The 14,499-nt window shown below is 62.4% G+C and carries 9 protein-coding genes and 1 pseudogene (1 of these 10 running past the window's edge); 8 read left to right on the top strand and 2 right to left on the bottom strand.

Translation table 11 applies throughout. The features are described from left to right. Window positions 1-2: 2 nt before the first annotated feature. Genes BDOA9_RS31610 through BDOA9_RS31585 form a run of 6 tightly spaced genes read left to right on the top strand, consistent with a single transcriptional unit; the run spans window position 3 to window position 5,961 of the window. On the top strand, window positions 3-1,601 hold the full coding sequence (locus BDOA9_RS31610) for an ABC transporter substrate-binding protein (protein ID WP_244521555.1): 1,599 nt from the start codon (window positions 3-5) through the stop codon (window positions 1,599-1,601). A gap of 5 nt (window positions 1,602-1,606) precedes the next feature. Beyond that, complete coding sequence (locus BDOA9_RS31605) at window positions 1,607-2,356, top strand: ABC transporter ATP-binding protein (protein WP_025037958.1); 750 nt, start codon at window positions 1,607-1,609, stop codon at window positions 2,354-2,356. Further along, a complete protein-coding gene (locus BDOA9_RS31600; RefSeq protein ID WP_025037957.1) occupies window positions 2,343-3,035 on the top strand; it encodes a branched-chain amino acid ABC transporter ATP-binding protein in 693 nt (230 codons plus the stop codon). Before BDOA9_RS31605 ends, BDOA9_RS31600 begins: the two co-directional genes overlap by 14 nt. Then, window positions 3,035-3,904 carry a branched-chain amino acid ABC transporter permease gene (locus BDOA9_RS31595; RefSeq protein WP_244521554.1) on the top strand — a complete coding sequence of 290 codons (870 nt, stop codon included), beginning with the start codon at window positions 3,035-3,037 and terminating at the stop codon, window positions 3,902-3,904. Before BDOA9_RS31600 ends, BDOA9_RS31595 begins: the two co-directional genes overlap by 1 nt. Beyond that, window positions 3,901-4,935 carry a branched-chain amino acid ABC transporter permease gene (locus BDOA9_RS31590; RefSeq protein ID WP_025037955.1) on the top strand — a complete coding sequence of 345 codons (1,035 nt, stop codon included), beginning with the start codon at window positions 3,901-3,903 and terminating at the stop codon, window positions 4,933-4,935. Before BDOA9_RS31595 ends, BDOA9_RS31590 begins: the two co-directional genes overlap by 4 nt. A gap of 21 nt (window positions 4,936-4,956) precedes the next feature. After that, complete coding sequence (locus BDOA9_RS31585; protein WP_025037954.1) at window positions 4,957-5,961, top strand: nitrilase; 1,005 nt, start codon at window positions 4,957-4,959, stop codon at window positions 5,959-5,961. A 1,794-nt stretch (window positions 5,962-7,755) separates the two neighbouring features. Here the strand turns inward: BDOA9_RS31585 and BDOA9_RS31575 are convergent. Continuing rightward, window positions 7,756-8,649, bottom strand: coding sequence for an efflux RND transporter periplasmic adaptor subunit (locus BDOA9_RS31575; protein ID WP_063174963.1), 894 nt, complete (start codon window positions 8,647-8,649; stop codon window positions 7,756-7,758). A gap of 351 nt (window positions 8,650-9,000) precedes the next feature. On the opposite strand from BDOA9_RS31575, the pseudogene BDOA9_RS40180 reads away from it, so the two are divergent. After that, window positions 9,001-9,174 (top strand): annotated as a pseudogene (locus BDOA9_RS40180) (hypothetical protein); the annotation flags it as partial. On the opposite strand, the gene BDOA9_RS39580 reads toward BDOA9_RS40180, so the two are convergent. Further along, window positions 9,175-9,498 carry a hypothetical protein gene (locus BDOA9_RS39580; protein ID WP_244521553.1) on the bottom strand — a complete coding sequence of 108 codons (324 nt, stop codon included), beginning with the start codon at window positions 9,496-9,498 and terminating at the stop codon, window positions 9,175-9,177. Between the two features lie 51 nt (window positions 9,499-9,549). Here BDOA9_RS39580 and BDOA9_RS31570 point away from each other — a divergent pair, with 51 nt between their 5' ends. Then, a protein-coding gene (locus tag BDOA9_RS31570; protein WP_244521552.1) for a hypothetical protein crosses the window boundary here: on the top strand, window positions 9,550-14,499 show its 5' portion. 23,979 nt of this gene lie beyond the right edge of the window; 4,950 of the gene's 28,929 nt are visible here — the first part of the coding sequence; it begins with the start codon at window positions 9,550-9,552; its stop codon lies off the right edge, out of view.

The raw sequence follows: 14,499 nt of genomic DNA, 5'->3' as shown, positions 1-14,499 counted from the left end.
TCTTGATTCCCCTCGATCCATTGCGATGGGGTTCTTGGGTGCCCCTTCGGCCGTCGATCACAGACAGGATCATCCGCCCGCGTGAAGTTTATTGCTCAATTTCGGAGCCGATCAAGCACGAAATATGCCAATTTCCCGGGTTGGCCCGGATTGCTTTCCCGTGGCGCGGGGACCTTCTCCAGCCGTCTCAGACAAGTTTCTGTTCCGTTCGAACCAAGCCGCCTTCGACAAAGCTGACCAATGTGGGCCCGTCAATTCGGTCAGCATCTTTGCATCGGAGAGCATTCATGGTTTCGAAGATTAACCCCAATCGTGTCCCCGAGACCGGTATTGCCGACCCCGCGCGACGCGACTTTCTCAAGGTCGCCGCGGCCCTGACGGCTGGGGCGACGCTCGGCTCGACTGGCCGCGCGTGGGCTGCCGCCGACAAGAAGATTCGCATCGGTTACATCAGTCCGAAGACCGGGCCGTTCGCGCCGTTTGCCGAGGCGGACGACTTCATTCTCGATCAGGTCAGAAAGTCGCTCGCCGGCGGATTGTCGGTGGGAGGGTCGAAATATGAGGTCGAGATCATCGCGCGCGACGATCAGAGCAGCCCGGACCGTCAGTCCAATCTCGCCGCCGAGCTGATCAACAAGGAGAATATCGACCTGATGCTCGCGCAGGTCTCGATCGGCCCGGGCGTCTCGCAGCAATGTGAGCTCAATGGCGTCCCCTGCATCTCGACGATGGGCCCGTGGCAGGCGTGGATGTTCCCGATGAAGGGCGACCCGGCCAAGGGATTCAAGAACGTGTTTCATTTCTTCTGGGGGATCGAGGACATCGCCGCCGTCTATCTCGACATCTGGAAGGACGCGAACACCAACAAGGTGGTCGGCTCCGTCTTTTCGAATGACGTTCCCGGCAACGCGATGGGTGATTTGAAGCTCGGCATGCCGGGCGCCTTCGCCAAGGCCGGCTACAAGATCGTCGACATCGGGCGCTTCCCGGTCGGAGCGGACGATTTTTCGACCCACATCCAGGCCTTCAAAAAGGAAGGTGTCGAGATCGTCACCGGCCTGTTCAATCCGCCTGAGTGGGCGACCTTCCTCAATCAATCTGCCCAGATGGGATTCAAGCCGAAGGTTTGCACCATCGCGAAAGCCTTGCTCTTCCCGGGCGGTGTGGCGGCTCTCGGACCGCGCGCGGAAGGCATGTCCACCGAGATCTGGTGGTTGCCGAGTTATCCGTTCCGCTCGAGCCTGACCGGGCAAACCGCAACCGAGCTTGCTGCCGCCTACCAGGCGGCCACGAAGCGGGAGTGGACGCAGCCAATCGGCGTCGCGCATGCCTTGTTCGAGGCCGGCGTTCAAGCCTTGAAGACAAGCGGCGATCCGAAATCGCCCAACAAAGTCGTCGAGAGCCTCCGCAAGCTCAAGACCGATACGGTGATCGGAAATCTCGACTTCGGCGCAAGCGGAATCGCCAATGTCTCGAAGATCCGCGTGGTTGGCGGGCAGTGGCATGTCGAGGACGGCGGAAAGCCGCACCTCTACATCACGAGCAACAGCACGGCGCCCGAGATCAAGGCCGAGCGCAAACTAGAACTCCTGAAGAGCTGACGGCAATGACGGCGTTGCTTGAACTGCGGGACGTCAGCAAGCGCTATCGCGACATGGTCGTGATTCCCGGCCTGACGCTTCAGGTTCGGGCGGGCGAATTCGTCGGCGTCATCGGGCCGAATGGAGCGGGCAAGACGACTCTGTTCGGCCTGATCTCCGGCAACCTGCGGTGCGATTCCGGAACGGTCTTGTTTGACGGAGAAGATGTCACCGAGCTCGGAGCCGACACGCGTTGCCGCGCCGGCATCGGCAGGACGTTCCAGATCCCGCAGCCGTTCCAGGGCATGACCGTGTTCGAGAACGCGCTGGTGGCGGCGACCTTCGGAGCCGCCCTGCACGGCAGGCAGGCAGAGCAAAAGGCGCGGGAAGCGCTTCATCGCTGCGGCATCGAGCATCTCGGTGACACGCCGGCCGGCCGGCTGACATTGCTCCAGCGCAAGAGACTCGAGCTGTCTCGCGCGCTTGCGACCGAACCCCGGCTGCTGCTGCTCGACGAAGTCGCAGGTGGGTTGACGGACGCCGAAGTCGGCGAGCTCCTCGAGCTTGTGACCGCGATCCATAGAGCCGGCGTGACCGTGATCTGGATCGAACATCTCGTTCATGCGCTGGTCTCGTCCGCCGATCGCCTGCTCGTGCTGTCGGAGGGAAGATTGCTCGGAGACGGGGCGCCCAGCGCGGTCATGAGCAGCCGCGAAGTTCGCGACGTGTATCTCGGATCCGATCTCGACGAGCAGGCGTCCCATGCTGCGCACTGAGCATCTCAACGCCAACTACGGCATGTTCCAGGCCCTGTTCGGCATCAACTTCTCAATCGAACGCGGCGAGGTTGTTTCACTGATCGGCGCGAACGGCGCCGGAAAATCGACGCTGCTTCGCGCCATCGTCGGCTCTGTCCCGGTTGCCGCTCCGAGCGTGCTGCTTGACGGAGAGCCGGTCGGCGGCTCCGCCGAGATAGACCAGCTGAGTCGTGGAATTGCGCTGGTGCCGGAAGGTCGCCGGCTGTTTCCGAGCCTGACGGTCGAGGAGAATCTGCTCCTCGCCGCGAAAAACGGCCGTCGAGGTCCGTGGACGCCAGGCCGTCTCTATAGGGAACTGCCGGCTCACCAGAAATTGCGTGCTCGTCCCGCCACGGCGCTTTCGGGCGGTCAGCAGCAACTCGTGGCGGTCGGCCGGGCGCTCGTCACGAATCCCGACTTCCTGCTCTGTGACGAGATATCGCTCGGCCTTTCGCCGGTCGCGGTCGAGACGGTCTACGAGCTGCTCGGCACCGTTATCGGGGAAGGCATGGCGGTGGTCCTTGTCGAGCAGAACGTGCGTCGCGCGCTCTCCAAATCGTCCAGGTACTACTGCATGTTGAAGGGAAACGTCGTGCTCGAGGGCATCTCGAAGACGGCCGACTACGCGCGCGTATCGGCTGCGTATTTCGGAGATTGATGATGCAGATCGCCGCGGAAACGTTGTTGAACGGGTTGATGCTGGGAGCGCTCTACGCACTGTTCGGGCTCGGCCTGAGTCTGAGCGTCGGGGTCATGCGCATGATCAACATCGCTCACGGCGATCTGATCGTGGTCGGGGCCTATCTGACCAGTGTCGTCATGAGCGGAGCGGGCGTCGGTGCCTTTACCGCGTTGCTCGTGGTCATTCCGGTGATGTTCGCGCTCGGTTGGATCCTGCAGATCATCCTGTTCAATCGTGTCGTCGGAAAGGATGCCTTGGCTCCGCTTCTTCTGACGTTCGGCCTCTCCATCGTCTTGCAGAACGTCCTCCAGGAGATTTTCACCGCCGACACGCGGAGCCTGCAGGCCGGTGAACTCGCCGGTCTTGGGTTCAACGTTCTCGGCGTCTCCATTGGAGTTCTTCCGCTTGTCTCTGCGCTCGCGAGCATCGCACTGATGGGTGCGGCGCATTGGCTGGTCGGTCACACCCATTTCGGGCGTCAGGCGCGCGCCGTATCGGATGATCCCGGTACCGCAAGGCTGGTCGGCGTGAATGATCGCCGCCTGTTCGGGATCGTGACCGGGGTCATCTTTTCGATGATCGGCGTGGCAGCCGTGCTCTACGCTCTCAGGACGCCATTTTCGCCAACGGCGGGACCCGAGCGGCTTCTCTATTCGTTCGAAGCAGTCGTGCTTGGAGGGCTGGGTAATATCTGGGGCACGTTGTTTGGCGGACTCGTGATCGGCGTTGCGCAGCTTTTCGGCGCGAAGATCGCCTCCGGTCTCGGTCCCTTCTTCGGTCATCTCGCATTCCTCGTGGCCTTGCTCGCTCGTCCCCAGGGTTTGTTTGGAAAGGCATCGTCATGAGCGCGATCACCGTGTCGAGTGCGCATTCCAGGACTACGTTGGCGCGGATGTCCCTAAGTGCTGGTCTCCTCTTTGTCGCTGCACTCGCGGTTTCGATTCCCTGGCTGTCGACGTTTGCCGTGCAGCGGCTGCTCGTCGAAGTCTTCACGCTCTTCGCTGTCGCGCTCGCCTGGAATCTGCTGGCAGGCTATGGCGGCCTGGTCGCCATCGGCTTGCACGTCTTTGTCGGCGTAGGCGCATATTCACTCTTCGCGCTCTCGAACCAGCTGCACGTCAATCCGTTTTTGCTGTTGCCTGCCGCAGCCGTCTTCGCGGCCGTTTTCGCGGCCGTTTCAGCTTGGCCGATGTTCCGTCTGAGCGGCGCTTACTTCGCGGTGGGCACGTGGGTCCTCGCTGAGATGATGCGGATACTGACCTTGAATTCGCCATGGCTGGGCGCTGGAGGCGGCATGCCGCTGGAAGCGATGAGCGACATCGATCGGTGGATGCGCAATGCGGGGGTCTATTGGGCGGCGCTGTTCGTCGGTGTCGGGTCGCTGGTCGTTAGCCGGCAGGTGCTGCGCGGCTCGCTGGGCCTTGCGTTGATGAGCGTGCGTGACTCCGAACCCGCCGCGTTGGCGAGCGGCGTTCCGGTGGCCCGCGCCAAGGTCGCGCTTTGGGTGCTCTGCGCCGTCATCTCCGGGCTTGCCGGCGCGGTCTCGTACATGAATACGCTTCAGGTCACGCCGGATGCCTCTTTCTCGCTGAACTGGACCGCCGCGGCGATCTTCATTGCCGTTCTCGGGGGCATCGGAACGCTGGAGGGGCCGATCGTCGGCACGATCGTCTATTTCCTGCTCCGTGAGACCTTTGCAGGCTACGGCGCCTGGTACTTCATCGGGGTCGGGCTGCTTGCGATCTTGACCATGGTGGCAGCCCCAGGCGGCGCAGTTTCTCTCATTCCGGAAAAGTGGCGCCTTGATCCGTTCCGGATACGCCGACGCATGGCCGAGCCCGATCCGGACCGATCCGCGTCATTCCCCACAACCTGAAACCTGGTTCGGAGAACTCGCATGCAGGACACAAAATTCAAAGTCGCAGTCGTTCAGGCCGCGCCGGTTTTCATGGATGCGCAAGCTTCCGTGGCCAAGGCGATCGGTTTCATGGCGGAGGCGGGTGCAGCAGGGGCCAAGCTGCTGGCGTTCCCGGAGGTCTGGATTCCGGGCTATCCCTGGTGGCTATGGCTTGGGACGCCGGCTTGGGGAATGCAGTTTGTACCCCGCTATCACGCCAATTCGCTGCGTGCTGATGGGCCCGAAATCCTCGCTCTTTGTGCGGCCGCTGCCGAAGCGAAAATCAATGTCGTGATGGGCTTCTCCGAAATCGACGGAGGAACGCTCTACCTAAGCCAGGTTTTCATCAGCGATGCGGGAAAGATCATCTTCAAGCGCCGAAAGCTCAAGCCGACCCACGTCGAACGTACGCTATACGGCGAAGGAGATGGGTCTGATTTCCGCGTCGTCGAAAGCAGCGTCGGACGCCTCGGGGCCTTGTGCTGTGCCGAGCACATTCAGCCGCTCTCGAAATACGCGATGTACGCGATGAACGAGCAAGTTCACGTGGCGTCGTGGCCATCTTTCACGCTGTATCGCGGCAAAGCCTACGCTTTGGGCCATGAGGTGAATCTCGCCGCCAGTCAGATCTACGCGCTGGAGGGAGGTTGCTTCGTCCTGCATGCCACGGCAATTACCGGTCAGGATATGTTCGAGATGCTTTGCGACACTCCGGAAAGGGCGGATTTGCTGAACGCGGAGGGAGCCAAGCCAGGTGGAGGCTATTCGATGATTTTTGGTCCCGATGGCCAGCCGATGTGCGAGCATCTGCCGCAGGACAAGGAAGGCATCCTTTATGCTGACGTAGACTTGTCGATGATTGCGATCGCCAAGGCGGCCTACGACCCCACGGGGCACTACGCCCGCGGTGACGTCGTCCGGCTCATGGTCAACCGCAGTCCTCGTCGCACCAGCGTCAGCTTCAGCGAAGACGAGAACGCGGCGGTCACTTTCACCGAGACTTGAATGGTCTGCGCGATACTGGTCGAAGGCAGGCATAGGTGCGTACTCAATCCGTGTAGCGACGTAGCGGACCGGAGACTCGTACCCTCGACGGTTCTGATCGCCGCCCGCGTGTTTGCCGATGGGGGGCAGACCTTGGCGCTTATTCACAGTTACCTGCCGCGTGCGTAAGATTGAATAAGATATCGTAGGTTTGGCTGGTGTGGGCAAAGGCGGTAGCCCTCCAGTGACTCGAACCCCCGACGCACCGATATCGATCTGCGCCGATTCCGACGCGCGCTTGCAGTTGGATGTTTCGCTGTAAGCCATTGATCTCTAATGATCGGATCTTGGCTTAGTTGGAAAAATTCTCTTGTAAAATCAATGTCCGTAGCGTGTCTCTTAATCAGCGGGTCCCAGGTTCGAGCCCTGGTGCGCCCACCATATAAATCAAGACCTTAACGAGAGAAACCGTTTGAGAAGGCCGAGCTTTAGAATGGTTTTTCAAACGGTGTTTTTGGCGGTTGGCCGGCGAGTACACTCTCGGCATTGTAATCTGCGCTAGTCGTCTCGGCGGAGCCAAGGCGACTTGAACGTCGCGCGACAGAACTACTTCCTCAATATGTCATACTCAATGTCATACTCAATGTCATATCTGGGTCAGAGCCGTCCGAGATAGCCGGCATTTTCTCACCGCGTCGTTTGAGTGCGTCCCCGACGGTCATCAGGCTGCTGGATAGAGCACGGACTTGCTGCGTGCGGTCGGTCTTCGGACTATTTAGCGAGGGACAAGGGACAAACTCGCGGCGGCGCCTTTACGTCATTGATCGTTCCTATGCTGAGGATCTTCAGCCGATCCGCCGGCCAGCCGAGCATCCCGATCTGCTTCGATCGAGGCGACGCCGATCGGATTGTTCGCCCAAACACCGTCGTCAACGAGATCGATGGAATCCGCGGTCGTGTGTGGGCTCAGGAAGGTCGGGGCTGGCGCAGTTGCATCGCAGCGTCGACCGCTGAAACCTTGTAATCGGTTTCAAGGCGCGGATGGTGGGTGGTCTTGTAGATGTAGACGCGTTCGAGCATCGGGTGCCATGCCGGCACGACCAGTCGGGTCCGGCCTTCGCCGAGTCTCCGATCGCCGAGCACTCCGACGAGCGCGTCGTGTAGCGGCTTGGAGGAGTATTTCGAGGCGAACAGGTGACGCCCCCCGCCGGCGCTGCAATGCGAAGCTCAAGATGGCGCCGTGCTCCTGCCCGAAGATGGCGGGACCCTGTTCTTCGTAGAGCTTAAGGATGTCCATCGCCGACAAGCCGAGCCGAGCCCGACGGCGATGATCCCGCCGGTGGACGTTCCTGCAATCAGGTCGAAATACGATGATCCTCGAGCTTCGCCAGGAAAGCGGAGGGGAAGACGCCGCGGATACCACCCGCGTCAACGGACAGGATTCGGTAGGTTGTCGGCATGTCGTCGTGGCTCATGTAAGCCCTCCAGTTTGATCCGAAAACGAGGCCTTGGCCGGCGGCCGAGCCCTAGATCGTGTCCCGAAGGATGGGCGCTCCGCCCTTCCATTCCCCGCATGCCAACCAGTCTTCGAAATACCAAAGCCAAAGCACACTCCACGGCACGACAGCCAATGATGGATTGAAACGAGAATTCAAGTCTTTCAATCGGTTATTGGGCGGCGTGTGCACGTCTTGTGCAGCGGGAGATTAGAAGAATCTGGTGAGGATAGCCGGCGTTACGGAATGGCGCGAAACCGATGGCTGCTCAGATGTCGGTCCACTTCCTGCTGATGTCGTCTCGTGACTGCATAGGGACTTACTGAAACCTCAATTTACAGCGAATGCCTGCGGGAAGCTGGTAGTCCGCGTTCGGCAACGTCAGCCGTACGCGGAAGGTGCCACTTGCCGCATCCAGCACGCTATCGATAACCGCGACAGTCGCTTTGTATACACCCCCGATTGGTTCATCAGGGCGGACTTCTGCAACTGCGCCGACTTTGATCTGTCGATAAAATGAGACCGGCAGAAACGCTTCGACGTTCAGACGATCGATCTGTGCAATCGTCATCAACGCATTTGAGTCATGACGGTATTCGCCGGAGTACATCAGTCGCTCGGTAACGACACCGTCGATGGGACTCTTGATGATCCGCAAGTTGAGGGCCGCTTCGTCCCGCTCAAGCTCCGATTGCGCCTGCTTCCAACTCAACTGCGCCTCTTTTGCGCCGTGCTCGGCGATGAACGCTTCCGTCTGAGCCTCGTCGACTGACACCTGTGACGTTGCCTCTGTCTTGCGTAGGCTCTGCAGTCGGTCGACCTTCCTGTTCAGGAATTCGGCGCGCTTCTGAAGTCCAAGCATCTGGAAATTGTTCGTCGCCCGGATGCGCGCGATCGCGACAATTGCCGACTGGACATCCGACTCCATTTCCGCAACGACTTGACCCTCCTTGACGATGTCACCTCGGTCGACCAGCACTTTCTTGACGAGCCCGGTCACCGCTGCGCCAAGCTTGACCGTCACGCGCGCCTCCATCAGGCAGTCGAAATCGCGTCCGGCCAAAGTTGAAACCTCCGCTGACGCGGCGGTTGAAGCGCAGACGCTGAGGCACAGGAGCCAGCCCGCAGCCACCGAATCCAGATTCATCCAGTGCTTTCGGCACTCATGCGTGTCGTCTGGCACGTTCGTAGTCCCCCCGATGGCCTTGTTCAATCAAAGCTATCGTCGTTTTACAACCGGGAATTGTCTGCAACTTAAATTCAGACATTTCTATCTGCATCAGCATCAATTTTTTCCTTCTGTCCAACTACTTGCCGCTGATTCTGCAGGCCTTCTAGAAAATTCGATGATCACGCGAATAATGATTGATGCTCCGTCAATCGTCTGTCAAATTGATTACGTAAGATTGCGGGAAGAATTGGCAATCGAGGTCAGCTTCCAAAGGGGCTGTCGTCTTAAGACTAGTTTATTTTCTTCGTTCGGATGGCGTGACCCCGCTGTGTGTTGGCGGGGGCGCTGACGTAGATCATACGCTTCTATTTAATTCGATCTGTGGAGGCTGCCATGCTTCACTCCGCTTTCGCTCGCAGGACGTCGAAAGAAATTAAAGCGTGGCGACGAAGTTATTTCCAGAGTTCGACGTCGCTAACGCGACGCGATGCTAGAGCGCTAAGCAAAATAACCGGCGGACGGTTCTCGGGGCTACGACTCGAGGCGCTTGAGCCGCGCTACCTGCTATCAGCCGACCTGATGCCGTTCGCCGTGAATATGGACGGACCAGACGGCAACCACCTTACCCTGCGCTATGACGCCGATACCGAGACGTTCAACGTCCATGATACGCTGAGTGGCATGCTGCTCGATCAGCGCGGCCTCCAGCAGATCTCCGAAATTCAAGTGCGCGGTACCGATGCGGATGACGCCCTTCGCATCGATTTGGGGTCTGCTTCTATCTTCCCTGTTGATATCCAATTCGAAGGCGGCTTGGGCCTCGACCGGCTTGAGATCATCGGCGGACAGCTCGACAGCTCGTCGTTCAGGGTGAATGCCGACGGTAGCCAAAGCGTCAGCCTTGCGCGCGCCGGTGAAGACAGCTCTGTCGATATCTCCGACGTGGAGACGGTGCTGGACGCCTCGCAGGTCGCGAATCGCTTCCTCGTCAACGAGACGGGTCTTTCGCTCACGCTGCGCCTCTCCGACGCCGCGGATCCCGGCGACGGTCTCTCGCAACTCGACGCGATCGGCGGCGAAAGCGTGGCGTCATTCCTCTTTTCGGCGCCGACCGACACGCTGGATATCCTGACCGGCGCGGCCGGCGACCGCATCCAGTTGGAGGGCGCGGATGCCGCTCTGCTCGGGCGCGTGCGGGTGACCGGCTCGACCGGCGAGGACACGCTCGCCGGACCGACCGCCGACACCGTCTGGCATCTGACCGGGCACGGCTCGGGTTCGGTCGCGGGCGCAACGTTCACCGGCATCGAGCAATTGTCGGGCGCGGCGGACAATGAAGACACCTTTATTGTGTCGGCAGTCGGCGGTCTCGACGGCACCGTCGATGGCGGCGCCGGCGGCTTCGACAGCATGGTGCTCGACGGCGGCGTGTTCGGCTCCGTCACCTATGTGGCGCATTCGGCAAACGCGGGCACGATCACCCGCGACGGCCAGGTGCTGACCTATGACGGCCTCGAGCCGATCACCGACAATCTGAACGTTACCAATCGAATCATCGACCTCACCGATTTTTCTGATGAGGCGACGCTTACCGGCGACATCGACTCGATAACCATCGGAAGCACTGGCGATCTGCCGGCGACATTTGAATCGATCACTTTCGCCAAGTCGTCCGACAGCCTGACAATTCGCATGGGCGACGACACCGGAGTTCCGTTTGTCTCCAGCGACAAGCTGACCATCGGGGATATCGATCTCGGGACGGCCGACTTCATCATTCTGGGCCAGGATGGGACGGACGAGGTCATCTTCACCGGCGCGGTCAAGGTCGGCAACCTCACGGTAGAGGCCGAGGAAATTTCGGTCAGCGGCTCGATCGAGGCCGGGACGGTCACACTGACCGCCGTTGCCGAGGAGGACGGGGTGCTCGGCGTGCCCGACGGCTTCCTGGGCTTGCCCGACGATCTCACGGACTTCGACCTCGACGGCATCATTATCGCGCTTCCCACGGCGGTCATCGACCTCACGGACGGCGAAATCATCGCGACCGGCGCGGTGACTCTGTCGGCTTCTGCGACCGCAAACGTCACGACCACGAGCCTCACGCTCGGACCGGTCACGGGGTCGATCATGGTGATCGTGCCCGAGGCCCGGATCACCATGGACAACACGACGCTGTCCGCCGCGAGCTTGCAGGCGAGCAGCCATGTAACCGTGACGATCGCGGCGGAGGATGAAGCGGCCGCGAGCGACAGCGATACCTCGAGCGACGCCGCAATCGCGGTCACCGTGGTGGTCAGCGACTCCATCACCGAAGTGACGGGCGGGAGCGTGCTTACCGTTTCCGGCGACGTCTCGCTGACGGCAGAAACCGATCTCACCGTGGTCACGACGGCCGACGGTTCGCCCGGCATGGCCGGCGCGAGCGTCGCGGTGACAGAGGTCAATGCGACCACGCAGGCTTATGTGGCGGGCGCGTCTTTGATTACGGCGGATCCCGGCGACACGCCCGACAGCATCACGCTCGGTGCGGCGTTGACCAGCTCGGTCACCACCACCGCGATATCGACCGCGGGCGGCGCCAGCGACAACGGCGGCGGCAATGAGTCGGAAAAGCGCCTCGCCGATCCGAACAAGGACGGGACTACGACGGACAAGGCGACCACCAGCGGCGGCGACATCTCGTTTGCCGGCGCGGTTGCGGTGTCGGACTACAGGCCGACGACCGAGGCCTATATCGACAGTTCGATCCTGAGTTCCGCCGGTGGGATCACGCTCTCGGCAAGCTCCACCGATGAGGTCATCCTCAATGCAGACGGTTCGGCTACCAGCAGCGGTGGCACGGGCGTCGGCGTTGCGGTCGCGCTCGGTATTGTCGACGCCACGACGCGCGCGGCCATCGAAGGCGCGTCCGATCTCACGGCCGACTCGGTCGATCTCACGGCTAATATGTCTGCCGGCGACAGCTTCGTCGTCACGGCGACGGCGGGCGCGGGCGGCGGCGGCACCAACGTGGCCGGCGCTCTGGCGATCAGCATCATCTCGACCAACGTCGAGGCCGTCATCGATGCCAATGCATCGGTCGACCTGAACGGCGCCGACCTCAGCCTCACCGCGTCGTCGACGACGCATGCCGTCACGCATGCCGTGCCGAACGAGGACGACCTCGGCGATCCCGGCGAAACCGGCATCGGCGGCTCGGTTGCGCTGGCCGTGATCGAGAACACGACGACCGCGGCGCTTGAGAACGGCGCCACCGTCACGGGGGCCGACGACATCACGCTGTCGGCCACCGGCAGCCATGAATCCGATACCAAGGCCGAAGCGGGTGCCGAGGGCAGCGGTACAGGCGTCGGCGGCGCGGTTGCGATCGACGTGATCGACAACGTGACGTCGGCCTCGATTGGAACGGACGACGTCGAGCTCGACATCACCGGAAATCTGAACGCGACCGCGACCCATCACGGGCTCTCTTCGGCGCTTGCCGACGGCACCGCGGTCGGATCGACCGCGATCGGCGCGGCGATTTCGCTCGCTTTCGTGGACAACCGCGCGTTTGCCACCATCGGCCGCAACACGCGCGCCGACGGCTCCGTCAGCCTTTCGGCGCTCGGCGACGGGTCGAGCAAGGCGCACTCCAAGGCCAGCGCCAAGGGCGCGGACAAGGACGAGGAAGCGGCCGACAACAACAACACCAAGGCCGACGACCAGAAGCAGAAGCAGGTTGCTTTCGCCAACAGCAAATCCGGCAAGGCCGACAGCGCCAACAGCCAGACGGCCAATTCGGGCAGCGGCGGCGGTGGCAGCGATGTCGGCGTCGCGGCGGCGCTGGCGATCAATTTCTCGGACAGCGAGGCGGTCGCCAGCATCGGCAATTCGCTCAGCGTGACGGCCGGCGACGGCGACGGCACCGGCAGCCTCACTCTGGCGTCCTCGAACAACATGGATTCGTCCGCGATCGCCGACAGCTCGTCGACGCTCGCAGCCGAATCGACCGGCACGTCCGTCGGCATCGCGGTGGCGATCAACGCCGCCGAACTGACCAATCGTGCGGCCATCGGTACCGGCGCGACCGTCAACGCCGACGACGGCGTGACGCTGTCTGCGACGATGAAGGCCATCGGCCTCGACCAGAAGAGCGTCTTCGAGGCGAAGGCGACGTCCGGCGCGAGCGGCGGCGACACCGGCGTCGCAGGCTCCTTCGCTCTCAACTTTGTGGATAACGACACCCAGGCTCTGCTCAGCGGCAACGTGACGGCGAACGGCAGCGACATCGCCTTGACGGCGGCGGCGGCCACCACCGACACCGTCGAGGCTATCGCCGCGCAGTCCGGTGCGAACGCCACGGGCGTCGGTGCCGCCATCGCGATCAGCGTCGCCAATCATTTGACAGAAGCCGTGGCGAACGGCGCCATCACTGGCGCAAACGACTTCAGCGCCACAGCGAGCGGCAATTACAGCGCCACTACGACGGGCGAGGCCGGCGGTGCCGCCGGCGACGGAACGGGTGTCGGCGGCGGACTTGTCATCGACGTGCATGATCGCGTCACGCGCGCGCGGATCGGCACCGGCGCGGCGATGACGCTGACCGGTGACGTCGCGTTGACGGCGACGCATGTCGGCTCGAGCCATGCGAAGATGGACAGCGACGCCTCCGGCAACACGGCGGTCGGCGCGTCGCTCGCATTGTCCTTCGTCGACGATACGGCCGAAGCCGATCTCGATCGCGATCTGACCGCGACAACGCTCGCCATGACGGCGAGCGGCACCGGCGCGTCCAAGGCCGAGGCGATCGCCTCCGCGGAAGGCACGAGCAAGTCGAAGGAAAGCTCAAAGGGCAACACTACGGCCGACAACCAGGTCGGCAGCGGTGTGACCTCGGCCGGCGCGAAGTCGGGCCAGGCGCAAAATCCGAATGCCGGCGGCAAGAACACCTCGGCCAGCGGGTCGAGCGGCTCGGTCGCGGTCGGCGCGGCGGTCGCTCTCAACGTCTCGACACTGAACGTCACCGCGGTTCTGGAGAGCCGTATAGTGAACGCCGACGTGTCTCTCGATTCCCGTGCGGATATGGACGCAGAGGCTATTGCCGACGGCTCGGCGACCTCGGGCGAGGGCGGTGCGATTGAGGGCGATCGCGTCGGCATCGGCGTCGCGATCAACGTCGCGACGATGAAGAACCGGGCCGAGATCATCGGCGGTTCGGTGACGGGCGGCGTCTCGGCCGAGGCATTGATGGCAACCTCGGGCGACAATATGCATGTGATCGGTGCCACGGCGACATCCGGCGCCTCCGGCGGCGATCTGAGCGTCGCGGGCTCCTTTGCGCTCTCGATAGCGGAGACTGACACGCGCGCCGCTATCGGCGGCAACGTGACCGCGGGCGGCGAGGACGTCGTTCTCGCGGCTGCCTCAACGCAGACGACCAACGCGGAGGCCATGGCCGGAGCGAAGGCGGGCAAGACCGGTGTCGGCGCCGCCATCGCCATCGGCGTATCGAACATGCAGGTCGAAGCGGAGATCGTCGATTCGATCGCGGTGACCGGAGCGGACGACGTCACGCTGTCGGCGACGGGCAGCGGCGAGAACACCATCGCGGGCGCGGGCGGTGCCGAAAGCAAGACCGCCGGCTCGACCGCCGTGGGCGGCGCCATCATTGTTTCGGTCATCGACCAGACGACCCTGGCGCGGATCGGCACGGGCGCGATCATGACCACGACCGGCGCGATGTCGGTCTCGGCGGATCACCATGGCACGACCACGACCACGGCTACCGGCAACGCCACCGGCAGCACCGCCATCGGTGCGTCGATTGCCATCGGCCTTGTCGACGACACGGCGCGCGCCGAAGTGGCCCGTAGTGTGTCTGCCGACAGCGTGACGCTGAGCGCGCTT

The organism is Bradyrhizobium sp. DOA9 (assembly GCF_000617845.2).
Lineage (GTDB): Bacteria > Pseudomonadota > Alphaproteobacteria > Rhizobiales > Xanthobacteraceae > Bradyrhizobium.
This window is presented reverse-complemented; position numbering and strand designations above follow the sequence as displayed.

Bases quoted from the DNA above. Each gene is read 5' to 3' on its own strand.
- BDOA9_RS31585 (WP_025037954.1), top strand. From the start codon at position 4,957: ATGCAGGACACAAAATTCAAAGTCGCAGTCGTTCAGGCCGCGCCGGTT.
- BDOA9_RS31590 (WP_025037955.1), top strand. From the start codon at position 3,901: ATGAGCGCGATCACCGTGTCGAGTGCGCATTCCAGGACTACGTTGGCG.
- BDOA9_RS31605 (WP_025037958.1), top strand. From the start codon at position 1,607: ATGACGGCGTTGCTTGAACTGCGGGACGTCAGCAAGCGCTATCGCGAC.
- BDOA9_RS31595 (WP_244521554.1), top strand. From the start codon at position 3,035: ATGATGCAGATCGCCGCGGAAACGTTGTTGAACGGGTTGATGCTGGGA.
- BDOA9_RS31600 (WP_025037957.1), top strand. From the start codon at position 2,343: ATGCTGCGCACTGAGCATCTCAACGCCAACTACGGCATGTTCCAGGCC.